Consider the following 15,725-nt stretch of genomic DNA (forward strand, 5'->3'; position numbering starts at 1 on the left):
AGGCTAAGGCGCGGGCGGGCGAAGGAAAGCGCCCCGAGGGTGCGCGCACGCAAGCGGGCTGTGCGCGGCCACGATCGCGAGGGACAGGACCATGATTCAGGAATTCAGGGACTTCATCGCCAAGGGCAACGTGATCGACCTTGCCGTCGGCATCATCATCGGCGCGGCCTTCACCGCGATCGTCAATTCGCTGGTCAGCGATCTCATCAACCCGATCATCGGCTTGTTCACCGGCGGCATCGACTTCTCGGGCTGGTTCTACGTGCTGGGCGATGCGCCGGAGGGCGGCTATGCCAGCGTCGAGGCCGCGCAGGAGGCCGGCGCGGCGGTGTTCGCAGTGGGTAATTTCCTGATGGCGGTCATCAACTTCTTCATCGTCGCGCTCGTCGTTTTCGCGCTGGTCAAGATCGTGAACCGGATCAAGTCGGCGGCGGAGAAACCCGACGACGTCGCGCCCGAGGTGCACACCGGCCCGTCCGAACTGGACGTGCTGATCGAGATACGCGACCAGCTCAAGCGCGACTGAGCCCGCAGACCGAAGAGCCAGGACACACGACCCCGAAAGGAGGGCGCCCATGCCCGAACGCACGCGCATCGCGGCGGCCTCCATCGGGGTCGGACTGGCCGTTCTCGGCATCAAGACCCTCGCCTGGTGGATGACCGGCTCGGTCGCGCTTTTGTCGGACGCCCTCGAGAGCATCGTCAACGTGGGCACGGCGGTGGCGGCGCTTGCTGCGGTCCGCGTTGCCGAACGGCCCCCGGATGCCGAGCATCCGTACGGCCACGACAAGGCCGAGTTCCTCGCCGCCGTGGCCGAAGGCGTGCTGATCGTGCTCGCCGCTCTCTTCATCCTGCGCGAGGCGTGGCACGGGCTGATAAATCCCGAACCGATCCGGGCCGCCTGGGCGGGCATTGGCGTGAATCTCGTGGCAGGCGTTCTGAACGGCGTCTGGGCCACGGTGCTGATCCGCCGCGGCCGGCGGCTGCGCGCCCCTGCGCTGGTGGCGGACGGGCGTCACCTCTGGGCCGATGTGGTGACCTCGGTCGGCGTGGCCTCTGGCGTGGTGTTGGGGGTGCTGACCGGGCTCACGTGGTTCGATCCGCTGCTGGCGGGGTGCGTGGCGCTCTACATCCTCTATTCCGGGTGGGGCGTTCTGAGCGCCTCGGCCTCGAGCCTCATGGACGAATCCGTGCCGGAGCACGAGCTTGCCGATCTGCGCGCGATCATCTCGGACACGGGGCAGGGCGCGGTGCAGGCGCACGACCTGCGCACGCGTCACGCGGGCCGGACCGTGTTCGTCGAATTCCACCTCGTGGTGCCGAGCGACATGGCGGTAAGCGATGCCCACGAGATCTGCGACCGGATCGAAACCGGCCTGATCGACGCGCTTGGCGAATGTTCGGTCACGATCCACGTCGAGCCCGAGGAGAAGGCCAAGCGCGGCGCCATCGTGATGTCGTGAGGGGAGGCGTTTAGCCCTTCAGCGCGTCCAGGTAGGTTCGCACGCAGGTCTGGACGTGACGGAAGCGGTCGCCGCCCAGATGCGTGCCGCCGAACCATCGTGTGACCACGATGACGTGGCCTTCCAGACCCTCGCGTTCCAGCATCCGCAGGATCGTCATGCCCGCGCCGGCCTCGCCGTCGTCGTCCTTGACGGGGCCCTCGGCCAGCAGCGCGGCCCAGCTGTTGTGGGTGGCTTTCGCGAACTTCTTTCGGCGCTTGAGGTCGGCCACGAGCGCCTGCGCAGCGGCACGGTCCGCGGCGGGTCCACCCGCCACGGCATATTTCGAGCCGCGGTCGCTCAGAACCTTGTCGAGCACGAGAAGCGTCATGGCCGGGACGGGTGCCCCGGCCACGCCGCGGGGTCAACCCTCGCGGACGATCTTCTGCGGCGAGGTCACGTCGAGGCCGAGCGCCTTGCCGACAGCGTAGTAGGTCAGCTTGCCGGCATGGACGTTGAGGCCGTTGAGCAGGTTCTCGTCGTCGGCGCAGGCCTGCTGCCAGCCCTTGTCGGCCAGCGCCAGCATGAACGGCAGGGTCGCGTTGCCAAGCGCCAGCGTCGAGGTGCGCGCCACTGCGCCCGGCATGTTGGCCACGCAGTAGTGCATGATGCCGTCGACCTCGTAGACCGGGTCCTGGTGGGTGGTGGCCTTCGATGTCTCAAAACAGCCGCCCTGGTCGATCGCCACGTCCACAAGCGCCGCCCCGGGCTTCATGTCTGCCAGCATCTCGCGGGTGACCAGCTTGGGCGCCGCGGCGCCGGGGATCAGCACGGCGCCGATCACCATGTCGGCCTCGCGCACCAGCATCTCGAGGTTGGCCTTCGACGAGTAGACCGTCTCGAACTCGCCGCGGAACATGTCGTCGAGCTGGCGCAGGCGGGGTAGGGACCGGTCGAGGACCGAGACGCGCGCGCCCATGCCCGAGGCGATGCGTGCGGCCTGAGTGCCGACGACACCGCCGCCGATCACCACGACGCGGGCCGGCATCACGCCCGGCACGCCGCCCATCAGCACGCCGCGTCCGCCATTGGCCTTCTGCAATGTCCACGCGCCCATCTGCGGCGCCAGCTTGCCCGCGACCTCGGACATCGGCGCCAGAAGCGGCAGCCCGCCGCGGTCATCGGTGACGGTCTCGTAGGCGATGCAGGTCGCGCCGCTGTCGATCAGGTCGCAGGTCTGCTCGGGATCGGGGGCGAGGTGCAGGTAGGTGAAGAGAATCTGGCCTTCGCGCAGCATCTTGCGCTCGGCGGCCTGCGGCTCCTTCACCTTCACCACCATGTCGGCAGCGTCGAAGATTTCCTTCGCGGCCCCGACGATCCTGGCGCCGTGCGCCTCGTAGTCGGCATCCTCGAAGCCCGCGCCGATCCCGGCGCCGGACTGGATCAGAACCTCGTGGCCGTGTGCGACCGCTTCGGCCGCTGCCGCGGGGGTTACGCCGACGCGGAATTCCTGCGCCTTGATCTCGGTGGGGCATCCGATCTTCATGTGGGGTCCTCCTGTGCGCCTCTGACGTGGAACCTATCCGGAAATCGTGCAATATCCCGGCAAAGGATGCCCGCTGTTTGCGCTGTCGGTGGCAGGATCTGCGCAAGAGGGTGCAAAAGCGGGAGATACGTGCGTGATGAGCGCCGACGAGACCGATCTGCGGATTCTGCGCATCCTTCAGAAGCGCGGCCGAATCTCGAATGCCGAACTGGCCGAGGCGGCGCATATCTCGGCGTCGGCCTGCCATCGGCGGGTCGCGCGGCTCGAGGCGGAGGGCTTCATTTCCGGTTACGTGGCGCTGTTGAACCCGCGCCGGTTCCGCCTCCCCACCACCGTCTTTGTGGAGATCACCCTCGATGGGCAGTCCGACGAGGTGCTGGACGACTTCGAGACCGCGGTGGCCCGCGTACCCGAGGTGCTGGAGTGTCACCTGATGGCCGGCTCGGCGGATTACCTGCTCAAGGTCGTGGCTGAGGACACCGAGGACTTCGCCCGCATCCACCGCCGGCACCTCACGCGGCTGCCTCATGTGGCGCAAATGCAGTCGAGTTTCTCTTTGCGTAGCGTGCATTCCACCACTGCTTTGCCCATCTGACTCGACTTTCGGGGGATACGGCGTAGTTTCTCGTCTCAATATTCCGTGACTGCGATAAGAAAACATGCCCCGGAGCGGACCGGGCGGACAGGGAGCACACATGCACGACAAGATGCGACAAGAGTCGTTGCTGTTCTTTCCGAAGGTGAACAAGCGCGTGTTCGGGGTCTCGGCGATCCTGATCGTCGGCTTCATCATCTTCGGGGCAGTGTTCAGTGAAACGGCGGGCACCGTCTTCTCGGCGATGCAGGGTTGGCTGGCCGGCAACTTCGGCTGGGCGATGATCATCCTCGTGAACATCCTGCTGATCGCGGTGGTGTATCTCGCCTTCGGGCGGTTCGGGGACATCCGCCTCGGCCGCATGAACGAGAAACCGGCCTACGATCTCTTCTCGTGGACGGCGATGCTGTTCTCGGCGGGGATCGGCATCGGCCTGATCTACTGGGGTGTGGCCGAGCCGCTCTACCACTACTTCGCGCCGCCCATCGGCGATCCCGAGACGGAGGCCGCCGCGCGCCAGGCAATGGTGATCTCGTTTCTGCACTGGGGGTTCCACGCCTGGGCGATCTACGCGATCGTGGCGCTGAGCCTTGCCTACTTCCATTTCCGCAAGGGTCTGCCGCTGACCATCCGCTCGGCGCTCTATCCGCTGCTGGGCGAGAGGATCTTCGGCTTCTGGGGCGACGTCGTCGATATCCTCGCGGTGTTCGGCACCATGTTCGGCATCGTGACCTCGCTCGGTCTCGGCGCCATGCAGATCAACTCGGGCCTCGGCACCGTGTTCGGCATCGGCCAGTCTGCGACCGTCCAGATTATCATCATCGCGGTCATCACCGCGATGGCGACGATGTCGGTGGTCGCGGGACTCGACGGCGGCATCAAGCGGCTCTCGAACATCAACATCCTGCTCAGCATCGTCTTCCTGGCGTTCATGCTGGTGGTCGGTCCGACGCTCTTCATCTTCGACACCTTCGTGCAGAGCTACGGCGCCTATGTCCGCGACCTCGTGGAGTGGGGCACCTGGGCCGAGGCCTGGCAGAGCGATGGCACCTGGCAGAACTCCTGGACCATCTTCTACTGGGCCTGGTGGGTCAGCTGGGCGCCCTTCGTGGGCGTGTTCGTGGCGCGCATCAGCCGCGGCCGCACGATCCGGGAGTTCCTGATCGGCGTGATGCTTCTGCCGGCGACGATCATGTTCTTCTGGTTCTGCGCCTTCGGCGGCACCGCGCTGCAGATTTCGCTGGGCGGGGATGCCTCGCTGGTCGAGGCGACGCGCGAAGCCTACGGCGACGCGATGTTCGCTCTGCTGGACTTCTTCCCGGCGTCCGACCTGATGTCCGGATTCGCCATCGTGCTGATCGTGATGTGGTTCGTGACATCCTCCGACTCGGGCTCGTTCGTGATCGACATGCTCACCGCGGGCGGGGATCCCGATCCCCCGAAGGTGCAGCGGATCTTCTGGGCGATCTCGGAAGGTGCGGTCGCGTCGGTGCTGCTTCTGGCCGGAGGGCTCTCGGCCCTGCAGGCGGCGGCGGTGATCGCGGGCTTCCCCTTCGCGATCGTGGTGTTCCTGATCCTCATCGGGCTCTTCAAGGCGCTGTCCTGGGATCCGCTGATGATCTACCGGCACAACCAGAAATACCGCAGCGACGACGAGGCGGATCACGCCATGCCGAACGAGCTTCCGGGCGAGCTCTACGGCTCCGACCCGACACTGGCCAAGCCGCCGTCAGGCGGCACCGCGGCCAGCCCGGCCGAGTGATCCCGGCTTCCTGACCGATCGAGACGCCCCGCCTGACCCGGCGGGGCGTTTTCGCGTCGGGGAGGTGCGCAGAGCGGGCAACGCCTTGTGTTCCCCGGCCCCCCGCGCAACAGTCCGGCCCCGTGACATTCGGACCAAGGGGGAGGGCGCCACGCCATGCAGAGCGATTACGTCATCGTGGGGGCCGGCACCGCCGGATGCGTTCTTGCCCGTCGCCTCAGCGATGCCGGCCACAGCGTCACGCTGCTGGAGGCCGGGGGGCGCGACAACTACCACTGGGTCCACGTGCCGATGGGATACCTCTACTGCATCGGCAATCCGCGCACGGACTGGATGTACAAGACCGCGCCCGACAAGGGACTGAACGGCCGCTCGCTGCTCTACCCGCGGGGACGCATCCTCGGCGGGTCATCGTCGATCAACGGGATGCTCTACATCCGGGGGCAGGCGGCGGATTACGACGGTTGGCGGCAACAGGGCCTGACCGGCTGGGGCTGGGACGACGTGCGGCCCTATTTCCTGCGGTCGGAGGATTACGTCGACGGCGAATCCGAGCATCACGGCGCAGGCGGCCCGTGGCGGATCGAGAACCAGCGCCTGCGCTGGGACATCCTTGATGCCTGGGCCGACGCCGCCGAGGCCGAGGGCATCCCCAAGACCGACGACTTCAACCGCGGCGACAACGAGGGCGTGAGCTACTTCAAGGTCAGCCAGAAGAACGGCTGGCGGATGAGCATGGCCAAGGCCTTCCTGCGCGGCGCCGACAAGGACAAGCTGCGGATCGAAACCGGAGCGCAGGTCCTGCGGCTCGCCTTCGACGGCGACCGGGCCTCGGGCGTCGTCTTCGAGCAGGCGGGCGCCGAAAAGACCGCCCATGCCGCGGCCGAGGTGATCCTCTGCGCCGGTGCCATCGGCTCGCCGCAGATCCTGATGCTGTCTGGGATCGGGCCCGCCGAGCACCTGCGCGCGCACGGCATCGACGTGCGGCAGGACAAGCCCGACATTGGCGCGAACCTTCAGGACCACCTGCAATTGCGCTGCTCGTGGCGGCTGACCGGGGCGAAGACGCTGAACCAGCTTGCCGCGACATGGCTCGGCAAGGCGAAGATCGGGCTGGAATACGCGCTCTTCCGCTCGGGTCCGATGTCGATGGCGCCGTCGCAGCTCGGCGCCTTCGCGCGCTCGCGCGAGGGTCTCGAGACGGCTGACCTCGAATACCACGTCCAGCCGTTGTCGCTGCCGGCCTTCGGACAGCCGCTTGATCCGTTCCCGGCGATCACCGCCAGCGTCTGTCACCTGCGCCCGGAAAGCCGCGGGACGGTGCGGCTGACCGCGCCCGATCCGCGCGCGGCCCCCGAGATCGCGCCGAACTACCTCTCGACCGAGGGAGATCGCCGCACCGCGGCGGACGCCATCCGCCTGACGCGGCGCATCATGGCACAGGGGCCGATGGCCCGTTACAAGCCGGAAGAGCTGAAGCCCGGCCCGGATCTTCAAAGCGATGAGGACCTCGCCCGCGCGGCCGGGGACATCGGCACGACGATCTTCCACCCGGCCGGAACGGTGCGCATGGGGACCGACGACGGGGCCCCTCTCGACGAACGGCTGCGACTGCGCGGCGCGCCTGGGCTGCGGGTGGTGGATGCCTCGGTGATGCCGCGCATCACCAGCGGAAACACCAACGCGCCGACCGCCATGATCGCCGAGAAGGCCGCCGATCTCATCCTCTCCGACGCCGGCTGAGTGGATGCCGCGCTGCGGCGAAAAGGTCGGGAATTCCGCATGTTGACGTAAGGTTAATACTAATCGATGGTTCATGCATGCCCACGGTTGCGAATTTTCGGCCGGGGCTCGAACGCGATTTTATGACCCAAAGGACGGCTCGGCATGGCGAACCTTATCCCCGGCTTCGGCGAAGAATTTCTAGATCGGAGCGACGACGGCTCGACCGAGCAGATCGACGCCACCCCCATCTTCGAGGACGGCATCAATTTCTTCGGAACGCTCTAAGAGGGCTTCTGGATCAACAACAACGGTTCGATCACCTTCGCGAACCCGCGTAGCAGCTTCACGCCCGACGTGATCACCGGCGTGTCCAACAACCCCGAGATCACGCCCTACTTCGCCGACGTGGACACCCGCAACGAGGCGGTGCCAGGACCGACGCCCGGTGGCAACTCCACCGGCACGAACCTCGTCTATTACGACTTCGACGAGGCCAACGACCGCATCATCATCACCTGGGACGATGTCGGCTACTTCAGCCGCAACAACGACCTTCTGAACGCCTTCCAGCTGATCCTGACCGACCGCGGCGATGGCGACTTCGACATCCAGTTCCGCTACGAAGACGTGCAGTGGACCACCGGCAATGCGTCGGGTGGCTCGGGCGGCTTCGGCGGCACGCCGGCACGCGCGGGCTACACTGCCGGCACCGGTGAGGACGGCACTTTTTCGAGTTGCCGCAATCGGGTGTCGAAGCCGAACTGATCGAACTTGAAAATACCGAGGGCAACACCGGCACCGAGGGCATCTGGAACTTCTTCGTCCGGAATGGGGGCGTGGTCGACCGCATCGTGCCGCTTCTGCCCGAGGGCGCGCGGGGCGGCGCGGCCACCGGCGACCCGCACCTCGTGACGCTCGACGGGGCCGGCTACGACTTCCAGGCCGCGGGCGAGATCGTCCTGGTGCGCGATACCGCGAGCAACCTCGAGATCCAGGCCCGCATGGTGCCGATCGCAGACACGGTCAGCGTGATCGCCGCCGTCGCGACCACCGTTGGCTCGGACGTCGTTCAGATCGATGCGACCGACGCCCAGCCGGTGTCGGTCAATGGCACGCCGATCGAGGTCGAGAACTTCGGCCAGTATGACGTCGATGGCGGCTCCATCTTCCGTCAGGACGACCAGTACGTGGTGGTCTATGCCGGCGCGGACGGCAATGTCGGTGACGGAGACAACCAGCTGATCGTCGACGTGCGCGGCGACCGGATCGACGTGGACGTCGCCATCGACGGCTCGACCGGTTCGTTCGAGGGTCTCCTCGGGGACGGAGACGGCAACCCGTCGAACGACATCGCCCGGGCCGATGGCACCGTCCTGGCACGTCCGCTGGCGTTCGAGGACCTTTACGGCGGCTTCCGCGACGACTGGCGGGTGACCACCGATGCGCAGAGCCTGTTCACTTACGACGCCGGCGAGAGCCTCGAGGACTTCTACATCGCCGACCAGCCGACCTCGCTCATTACCTTTGCCGACATCGACCCCGACGTTCTGGCCGCGGCCCAGGCGGCGGCGCTAGCGGCGGGGCTCGACCAGGGCAGCACGGCTTTCCGCAACGCGGTGCTGGACTTTGCGCTGACCGATGACGCGTCCTACCTCGACAGTGCCGCCAACACCGCGGGCGATGCCGAGGACTACATCTCGTATACGGGCGAGACGGGCCTCGTGATCACCGGTGACGACACCTCCGAAGTGCTCGTGGGCACGGTTCTGTCCGACACCATTTCCGGCGCGGGTGGCAACGACACCATCACCGGCGGCGACGACCGGCTCGAGGGCAACGCCGGTGCCGATACCCTGTTCGGCGGTGCGGGCGACGACGGCCTGATCGGCGGCGGTGGCAACGACGTGCTCGACGGTGGCGCTGGCGACGACAACATCGCGGCCGGCACCGGGAACGACGTGCTCGATGGCGACGTGGGCGACGACCGCCTCGGCGGCGGCGAGGGCAACGACAGCATCTCGGGCGGTGACGGTAACGACACCATCCGCGGCGGTGTCGGCTCCGATACCGTCGATGCGGGTGCCGGCGACGACGCGGTCGCGGGCGGCGCCGATGCCGACAACCTCGACGGCGGCGCGGGCGATGACACGATGGGCGGCAGCTTCGCCGATGACACCGTGACCGGCGGCGGCGGCGACGACAGCCTCGGCGGCGGCTTCGGCCAGGACCTCATCAATGCCGGGCCGGGCAACAACGCCGTCGGCGGCGGCGAGGGCAACGACACCATCATCGCGGGTGGCGGGACCGACTTCCTCGCCGGTGGCGGCCGCAACGACGTGATCAACGGCGGCGGCGGCGACGACACCATCAACGGCGGCGATGGCAACGACACCGTGGATGGCGGCAACGGTGCGGACGTGTTCGTCTGGAACGAGGGCGAGGCCGGCGCGGTCGATGTCATCGAGGGCTTCGAGGACGGCAGCGACATGCTGATGCTCACTGGGGTCGAGAACGCGCCCGGCTCGGGCCTGCAGGGCCGGGTCGATGCGCTCGACATCACCACCGTCGCTGGCGGTGGCGCGGCCCAGTTGAGCTACGACGGCCAGATCATCGTGGTCGAGGGCGTGACCGCCGCGGACCTGACCGTGGACGACTTCATGTTCATCTGATCGGGCCGGAGCGATCCAAGGGAAGGGGGCGTCGCAAGACGCCCCCTTCTTCGTGGGGACCTGCGACCGGCCGCCCGCCGCAACGCGGGCCGCCAGACACGACAAACCCCCGAAGGCGGCTGCCCCGGGGGTAGTCAATCGCGTCAGTTCGGAAACGTGAGGCTCTTCAGAGAAGACCTTCGCGCTGGGCCTTTTTGCGTGCCAGCTTGCGCGCACGGCGGACGGCCTCGGCCTTCTCGCGTGCTTTCTTCTCGGACGGCTTCTCGAAATGCTGCCGAAGCTTCATTTCACGGAAGACGCCTTCGCGCTGCAGCTTCTTCTTCAGGGCCCGGAGGGCCTGATCGACGTTGTTGTCGCGAACGCTAACCTGCATGTGGTTGTCACCACCTTTCTGAGTTGGAGTTGCAAGGAAATGCAGGAGGTGGCCGTATAGCAAAGCCTCGCTAGCTTGTCCAGTACCCCTGACAGGGGCACCGCGACCCCGCCCGGCCAGAGCGACAGGAGAGATCATGACCGACGATATGCAGGACGACCCGACAGACAAGATGATCGACGCCGCGCTGATGCACGTGCCATTCGACGGCTGGACCGAGACCACGTTCCGCGCCGCCATGAAGGATGCCGAGGTGGCGCCCGCGGTGGCCAAGGGCCTCTTTCCCCGGGGCGCCGTGGATCTAGCGCTGGCATTTCACGCCCGTGGCGACCGGCGCCTGCCCGGCCGGCTCGCCGCCATGAACCTCGACGGTCTGCGCTACCGCGACAAGGTCGCTCGCGCCGTCCGCGCGCGCATCGAGCTGTCCGAGGACCGAGAGGCGGTGCGCCGGGGCATGACGCTGTTCTCTCTGCCGATCTACTCGGCCGACGGTGTGCGCGCGCTCTGGTCCACCTCGGACGCCATCTGGCGCGCCCTCGGCGACAGCTCGGACGACGTCAACTGGTATTCCAAGCGCGCGACGCTGGCCGGGGTCTACTCGTCCACGGTGCTCTACTGGCTGGGCGACGATTCTCCCGAAAGCCGCGAGACGTGGGATTTCCTCGACCGGCGTATCGATGACGTGATGCGCATCGAGAGCGCGAAGTCCGGCCTGCGCAAGCTGCCGTTCATGGGCACGCTGATGGACCTGCCCAACCGCGTCGCCGCACGTGCCGCGCCGCGCCGTCGGGACGAGGACATCCCCGGCAGCTGGCCGCCCGCGGACACGCCCGCCGCGCGTTGACCGTTGCCGATTGACCCGCGGCGGGCGGCGGCCACATCGTGCGGGCGTCAGACCGGACCGAAGAAGGAGTCATTCCCCGTGAGCCAGACCATGCGCGTCATCGAAATTTCCAAGGCCGGCGGCCCCGAAGTGCTGACCCCGGCGGAGCGCTCCGTCCCCGAGCCGGGCCATGGCGAGGTCCGGCTCCGTATCGCCTATGCAGGCGTCAACCGGCCCGACGCGCTGCAGCGCGCGGGCCTCTACGCACCGCCGCCCGAAGCCAGCGACCTGCCGGGCCTCGAGGCCGCCGGAACCGTGGACGCGATCGGCCCGGGCGTGACCGAGGTGAAAGAGGGCGACCGGGTCTGCGCGCTTCTGCCCGGCGGCGGCTATGCCGAGTACGCGCTCACGCCCGCCGCGCATTGCTTGCCGGTGCCGGAGGGCATGGACCTGCAGCACGCGGCCTGCCTGCCCGAGACCTACTTCACCGTCTGGTCGAATGTCTTCCAGCGCGGTGCCCTGCAGGCCGGCGAGCGTTTTCTCTGTCACGGCGGCTCGTCGGGCATCGGCACCACGGCCATCCAGCTCGCACGGCACTTCGGCGCGCGCGTCTTCGCCACTGCCGGGTCGGCCGAGAAATGCGCGAAATGTACCGAGCTCGGCGCCGAGCGGGCGATCAACTACCGCGAGGAAGACTTCGTCGATGTGATTCGCGCCGAGGGCGGCGCCGACCTGATCCTCGACATGGTGGGCGGCGACTACATCCCGCGCAACGTGAAGGCGCTGGCCGATGACGGCCGTCTCGTGCAGATCGCGTTCCTGTCGGGCCCCAAGGTCGAGCTGAACTTCGCACAGGTGATGACCCGACGGCTGACGATCACCGGCTCGACGCTCCGGCCGCAGAGCGACCTTGCCAAGGCCCGGATCGCGGACGCCTTGCGTGAACACGTCTGGCCGCTCCTCGACGCGGGCACGGTGGGTCCGATCATGGATTCCGAGTTTCCGCTCGAGGAGGCGGCGAAGGCGCACGCGCGGATGGAGGGCTCGGACCACATCGGCAAGATCGTCCTGAAGGTGGGGGGCGACTGACGGACGCTTCCGGTCGCCCGCGCGGTCACGATCCCGGCGGTGCGGGCCTCGGGCAGGCTGGCGGTCGCAATGCGCGATCTTGGTGCAAGCTTCGGCCAGCCGCGCTCACCGGCGGTCGCCGCCTCGAATGCATCCATCGCGTCGCTCGGAGGATATATCTGACGCGCGCTGGCATTCCGTTCCGAAGGAAAGCGCGCTTCCGCTCCGTCTTCTTGGCGAGAATATCGCGGGAGCGCGAGGGCAGAGCCCTCGCTCGCCGCCTGTCTCGCGCCCGCGTTCCGCAGCTCTCTGCTCGGGTTGATATGCTGACCTGATAAGCTCGCGCCCACGAACCGCCCGAGCGCGCGTGTCAGTCCTCCGCGGCTCCGAGCGCGCGCCAGCCGATGTCGCGGCGGCAGATGCCGCCCGGCCAGTCCACCGCGTCGACCAGCGCGTAGGCGCGGTCGCGGGCCTCTGCAAGCGACGCGCCGCGGGCCGTGCAGTTCAGCACCCGTCCGCCCGAGGAGACCACGTCTCCGCCGGATCGCGCCGTGCCGGCGTGGAAGGTCATTTCCCAGGCGGTTTCGGGCAGGGCGTCGAGCCCGCCGATGGGCTGGCCCTTCTCGTAGGCGCCGGGATAGCCGTCGGCGGCCAGCACCACGGTCATCGCATGATCCTCGGCCCAATGGACGCGCGCCTCGTCGAGCCGGCCCTCGGCGCAGGCGTGGATCAGGTCGAGGGTCTGCGCGCCGAGCCGCATCATCAGCGCCTGGCACTCCGGGTCTCCGAAGCGCACGTTGTATTCGACGAGCCGGGGCGCGCCGTTCTCGATCATCAGGCCGACATAGAGCACGCCGCGGTAGGGCGTGCCGCGGCGGGCCATCTCGGCCATGGTCGGGCGGACGATCTCGTCCATGGCCCGGGCCTCGACCTCCGGCGTCATCACCGGCGCAGGCGAGTAGGCGCCCATGCCGCCGGTGTTGGGGCCGGTGTCGCCCTCTCCGATGCGCTTGTGATCCTGCGCGGTGCCGATGGGCAGGCAGGTTTCGCCGTCGACCAGAACGAAAAGCGAGGCTTCCTCGCCGGTCATGAATTCCTCGATCACAACCTCGGCCCCGGCAGCGCCGAACTCGCCGCCGAACATGTCGTCGAGCGCGTCGAGCGCCTGCGCCTCGGTCTCGGCCACGATCACGCCCTTGCCGGCAGCGAGCCCGTCGGCCTTGACCACGATGGGCGCGCCCTTGGCGCGCACGTAAGCGGCCGCCGCCTCGTGGTCGGTGAAGTGGGCCGAGGCCGCGGTGGGCGCGCCGGCGGCCGCGCAGATCTCCTTGGTGAAGGCCTTCGACGCCTCGAGCCGTGCCGCCGCTGCCGATGGCCCGAAGACCAGCACGCCGGCGTCGGCCAGCCGGTCGGCGATGCCAGCGGCCAGCGGCGCCTCGGGGCCCACGATCACCAGGTCGATGGCGTTCTCGCCTGCGAACTCGGCCACCGCGCCGCCGTCCTCGATGTCGACCCGGGCGCAGGTCGCGATCTGCGCGATGCCAGCGTTGCCGGGGGCCACGATCAGCTTGTCGCATTTCGGGTTCTGGAGCGCCGCCCAGGCCAGCGCGTGTTCGCGCCCGCCGCCGCCGAGGATCAGGATGTTCACGCGTGCCCCCTTGGTCCGTGTCGTCTGGCCTGCCGCCGCCCGCCTCGTAGCCGGGTGTCCCGTGTCGCACAAGTGTCCCGGAACAGGGCGGGTGACCGGGGTTGCGGAAGGGAGCGACCGGCGGAAGGGATCGAGCACGGAACAGACCTCCTATGTGACGAAAACACCGGAGATCGAAGGCGTGCATGTCGTCCATTCCGGAAGTGTCAGACCCTGCCGAAGATAAACTCGAGGGACTCGGCACGTTCAAAGACTGCGCACAGGTTGTCGAGGCCACGCGGAACCGTTTCGCCCCGCTTAATGCCCGCGCGCTCTGCTGCCCGACTTGTTCCATGAAAGCGGGCGGCGACGCCGCGGCCTGAGGCGCGCGGCCCCGGTTTCCTCCGGCGCGCGCCGCGTCTAGTCTGACGCGCGGCAAGACGAGGGACGGCATGGACCTGATCGACGACGAGCCCGGCGGCAGCGGCCCCGGCAATACCCCGGAATTCACGGTCTCCGAGATCTCGGGGGCGGTGAAGCGCACCATCGAGGGCGAGTTCTCCTACGTCCGGGTGCGGGGCGAGGTGGGGCGCGTGTCACGGCCGCGGTCCGGGCACGTCTATCTCGACCTGAAGGACGACCGCTCGGTGCTGTCAGGGGTCGTCTGGAAGGGCAAGGCCGCGCAGCTCGAGACCCAGCCCGAGGAGGGACTCGAGGTGATCGCCACCGGACGGCTCACCACATTCCCCGGCCAGTCCAAGTATCAGATCGTGATCGAGACGATCCGGCCCGCGGGGCAGGGCGCGCTCATGGCAATGCTCGAGAAGCGCCGCGCCGCGCTGGCAGCCGAAGGCCTGTTCGACGACGCGCGCAAGCGGCCTCTGCCGTTCCTGCCGGAGATCGTCGGCGTCGTCACCTCGCCCTCGGGCGCGGTGATCCGCGACATCCTGCACCGGTTGCGCGACCGCTTTCCCCGCAAGGTCCTGATCTGGCCGGTGGCGGTGCAGGGCGCGGCCTGCGCGCCCGAGGTCGCGCGCGCGATCGAGGGGTTCAACCGCATGTCCCCGGGCGGCGCGCTGCCGCGGCCCGACGTGCTGATCGTGGCGCGTGGCGGCGGGTCGATCGAAGACCTCTGGGGCTTCAACGAAGAGGCGGTGGTGCGGGCCGCGGCGGCGTCCGATATTCCGCTGATCTCGGCGGTCGGGCACGAGACCGACACCACGCTGATCGACTTCGCCTCCGACCGTCGCGCGCCGACGCCCACGGCCGCAGCCGAGATCGCGGTGCCGGTGCGGCGCGACCTGCTGGCCTGGTCCGAGGAGATGCAGGCGCGGCTAGTGCGCGCGGTAACCTATCGGCTCGAGGTCCGTGGACAACGGCTGACCGACCTCGCCCGCGCGCTGCCCCGGCCCGAGAGCCTGCTCGATGGTCCGCGCCAGCGGCTCGACGTGGCGGGCGACCGGCTGCCGGCAGCCCTGGTGCGCGGGGTTCAGGTGCGCCGCGTGGCGTTGTCGGAGACCTCGGGCAGCCTGCGCCCCGCCGCGCTGCGGGCGCGCGCGGGCGAATGCCGCCGCGCGCTCGGGGCCCTGGCCCCTCGGCTTGCCCCCGCGCTCGACAGGTCGGTGGCGCAGAAGCGCGACGCGCTCGCTGCCACGGCGGGGCGGCTCAGCCCGCGCCCGATCCGCACCGAGATCGCCCGGCGGGGCGAGCGTGTGTCCGACCTCTCGCGCCGCCTCGACGCGGCTTTCGCGAAGACGACCGCCGTGCAGCGCCAGCGTCTCGATGCGCTCGACCGGCTGCGGGAGTCGCTCGGCTACGAGCGCACGCTGGAGCGGGGATTTGCGGTGGTGCGCGGCGACGGCCACGTGGTGACGACGAAAGCGGCCGCCGAGGCCGCCTCGGGCCTCGAGATCCAGTTCCACGACGGACGCCTGCGACTCGGCGGCACGTCGCCCAGGAAAGGCGCCGCCAAGAAGGGGACCCCGGAGCAGGGATCGCTTTTCTGAAGGGTCTCTAAGGACCTTCGATCATCACGGGGTGCGGACCCCGTCCGGAGGGGCGCCGCGCCGCCGCCAGCCTGCTGCGGGGGCTGGCG

At 68.5% G+C, this 15,725-nt stretch carries 15 protein-coding genes; 11 read left to right on the forward strand and 4 right to left on the reverse strand.

The features are described from left to right. Positions 1–91: 91 nt before the first annotated feature. Both mscL and BMX29_RS12405 read left to right on the forward strand, forming a co-directional pair. Positions 92–526 carry a large conductance mechanosensitive channel protein MscL gene (gene mscL / locus BMX29_RS12400; RefSeq protein ID WP_043845776.1) on the forward strand — a complete coding sequence of 145 codons (435 nt, stop codon included), beginning with the start codon at positions 92–94 and terminating at the stop codon, positions 524–526. Between the two features lie 49 nt (positions 527–575). Then, a complete protein-coding gene (locus BMX29_RS12405; RefSeq protein ID WP_043845778.1) occupies positions 576–1,463 on the forward strand; it encodes a cation diffusion facilitator family transporter in 888 nt (295 codons plus the stop codon). 10 nt (positions 1,464–1,473) lie between these two features. On the opposite strand, the gene BMX29_RS12410 is transcribed toward BMX29_RS12405, so the two are convergent. Both BMX29_RS12410 and ald read right to left on the reverse strand, forming a co-directional pair. Further along, a complete protein-coding gene (locus BMX29_RS12410) occupies positions 1,474–1,833 on the reverse strand; it encodes a YigZ family protein (RefSeq protein WP_092813461.1) in 360 nt (119 codons plus the stop codon). 33 nt (positions 1,834–1,866) lie between these two features. After that, positions 1,867–2,988, reverse strand: a complete 1,122-nt coding sequence (gene ald / locus BMX29_RS12415) for an alanine dehydrogenase (RefSeq protein WP_092813255.1) — start codon at positions 2,986–2,988, stop codon at positions 1,867–1,869. Between the two features lie 136 nt (positions 2,989–3,124). Here ald and BMX29_RS12420 point away from each other — a divergent pair, with 136 nt between their 5' ends. From BMX29_RS12420 to BMX29_RS12440, 6 genes are all read left to right on the forward strand, one after another. Next, positions 3,125–3,583 carry an Lrp/AsnC family transcriptional regulator gene (locus BMX29_RS12420; protein WP_092813258.1) on the forward strand — a complete coding sequence of 153 codons (459 nt, stop codon included), beginning with the start codon at positions 3,125–3,127 and terminating at the stop codon, positions 3,581–3,583. A 100-nt stretch (positions 3,584–3,683) separates the two neighbouring features. Continuing rightward, a complete protein-coding gene (locus tag BMX29_RS12425; protein WP_092813261.1) occupies positions 3,684–5,345 on the forward strand; it encodes a BCCT family transporter in 1,662 nt (553 codons plus the stop codon). A gap of 156 nt (positions 5,346–5,501) precedes the next feature. Further along, complete coding sequence (locus tag BMX29_RS12430; protein ID WP_092813264.1) at positions 5,502–7,088, forward strand: GMC family oxidoreductase; 1,587 nt, start codon at positions 5,502–5,504, stop codon at positions 7,086–7,088. Between the two features lie 144 nt (positions 7,089–7,232). Beyond that, positions 7,233–7,355, forward strand: coding sequence for a hypothetical protein (locus BMX29_RS19760; RefSeq protein WP_280513624.1), 123 nt, complete (start codon positions 7,233–7,235; stop codon positions 7,353–7,355). Positions 7,356–7,367: 12 nt separating this feature from the next. After that, positions 7,368–7,835, forward strand: coding sequence for a nidogen-like domain-containing protein (locus tag BMX29_RS12435; RefSeq protein WP_092813267.1), 468 nt, complete (start codon positions 7,368–7,370; stop codon positions 7,833–7,835). Continuing rightward, on the forward strand, positions 7,805–9,739 hold the full coding sequence (locus tag BMX29_RS12440) for a VWD domain-containing protein (protein WP_092813269.1): 1,935 nt from the start codon (positions 7,805–7,807) through the stop codon (positions 9,737–9,739). Before BMX29_RS12435 ends, BMX29_RS12440 begins: the two co-directional genes overlap by 31 nt. Before the next feature lie 166 nt (positions 9,740–9,905). Here BMX29_RS12440 and rpsU read toward each other — a convergent pair whose 3' ends face one another. Further along, positions 9,906–10,112: a 30S ribosomal protein S21 gene (gene rpsU / locus BMX29_RS12445; protein WP_008885097.1), complete on the reverse strand. Its 207-nt coding sequence runs from the start codon at positions 10,110–10,112 to the stop codon at positions 9,906–9,908. A gap of 136 nt (positions 10,113–10,248) precedes the next feature. On the opposite strand from rpsU, the gene BMX29_RS12450 reads away from it, so the two are divergent. Together BMX29_RS12450 and BMX29_RS12455 are read left to right on the forward strand one after the other, a co-directional pair. Next, positions 10,249–10,956 (forward strand): COQ9 family protein, encoded by a 708-nt coding sequence (locus tag BMX29_RS12450; RefSeq protein WP_092813272.1) that lies wholly within the window; start codon positions 10,249–10,251, stop codon positions 10,954–10,956. 78 nt (positions 10,957–11,034) lie between these two features. Then, entirely contained in the window at positions 11,035–12,024 is a 990-nt protein-coding gene (locus BMX29_RS12455; RefSeq protein WP_092813275.1) for an NAD(P)H-quinone oxidoreductase, read from the forward strand. A gap of 349 nt (positions 12,025–12,373) precedes the next feature. On the opposite strand, the gene purD is transcribed toward BMX29_RS12455, so the two are convergent. After that, positions 12,374–13,651, reverse strand: coding sequence for a phosphoribosylamine--glycine ligase (gene purD / locus BMX29_RS12460; protein WP_092813278.1), 1,278 nt, complete (start codon positions 13,649–13,651; stop codon positions 12,374–12,376). 431 nt (positions 13,652–14,082) lie between these two features. On the opposite strand from purD, the gene xseA reads away from it, so the two are divergent. Continuing rightward, entirely contained in the window at positions 14,083–15,636 is a 1,554-nt protein-coding gene (gene xseA, locus BMX29_RS12465) for an exodeoxyribonuclease VII large subunit (protein ID WP_092813280.1), read from the forward strand. Positions 15,637–15,725 lie beyond the last annotated feature (89 nt).

The organism is Roseivivax marinus (genome assembly GCF_900109705.1).
Classification (GTDB): Bacteria; Pseudomonadota; Alphaproteobacteria; order Rhodobacterales; family Rhodobacteraceae; genus Roseivivax; species Roseivivax marinus.

What these genes read in the sequence shown, in the direction of transcription:
- rpsU (WP_008885097.1), bottom strand. Translation starts at nt 10,112, where the DNA reads ATGCAGGTTAGCGTTCGCGACAACAACGTCGATCAGGCCCTCCGGGCC.
- ald (WP_092813255.1), bottom strand. Translation starts at nt 2,988, where the DNA reads ATGAAGATCGGATGCCCCACCGAGATCAAGGCGCAGGAATTCCGCGTC.
- BMX29_RS12425 (WP_092813261.1), top strand. Translation starts at nt 3,684, where the DNA reads ATGCACGACAAGATGCGACAAGAGTCGTTGCTGTTCTTTCCGAAGGTG.
- BMX29_RS12450 (WP_092813272.1), top strand. Translation starts at nt 10,249, where the DNA reads ATGACCGACGATATGCAGGACGACCCGACAGACAAGATGATCGACGCC.
- BMX29_RS12430 (WP_092813264.1), top strand. Translation starts at nt 5,502, where the DNA reads ATGCAGAGCGATTACGTCATCGTGGGGGCCGGCACCGCCGGATGCGTT.
- BMX29_RS12410 (WP_092813461.1), bottom strand. Translation starts at nt 1,833, where the DNA reads ATGACGCTTCTCGTGCTCGACAAGGTTCTGAGCGACCGCGGCTCGAAA.
- BMX29_RS19760 (WP_280513624.1), top strand. Translation starts at nt 7,233, where the DNA reads ATGGCGAACCTTATCCCCGGCTTCGGCGAAGAATTTCTAGATCGGAGC.
- BMX29_RS12405 (WP_043845778.1), top strand. Translation starts at nt 576, where the DNA reads ATGCCCGAACGCACGCGCATCGCGGCGGCCTCCATCGGGGTCGGACTG.
- mscL (WP_043845776.1), top strand. Translation starts at nt 92, where the DNA reads ATGATTCAGGAATTCAGGGACTTCATCGCCAAGGGCAACGTGATCGAC.
- BMX29_RS12420 (WP_092813258.1), top strand. Translation starts at nt 3,125, where the DNA reads ATGAGCGCCGACGAGACCGATCTGCGGATTCTGCGCATCCTTCAGAAG.
- xseA (WP_092813280.1), top strand. Translation starts at nt 14,083, where the DNA reads ATGGACCTGATCGACGACGAGCCCGGCGGCAGCGGCCCCGGCAATACC.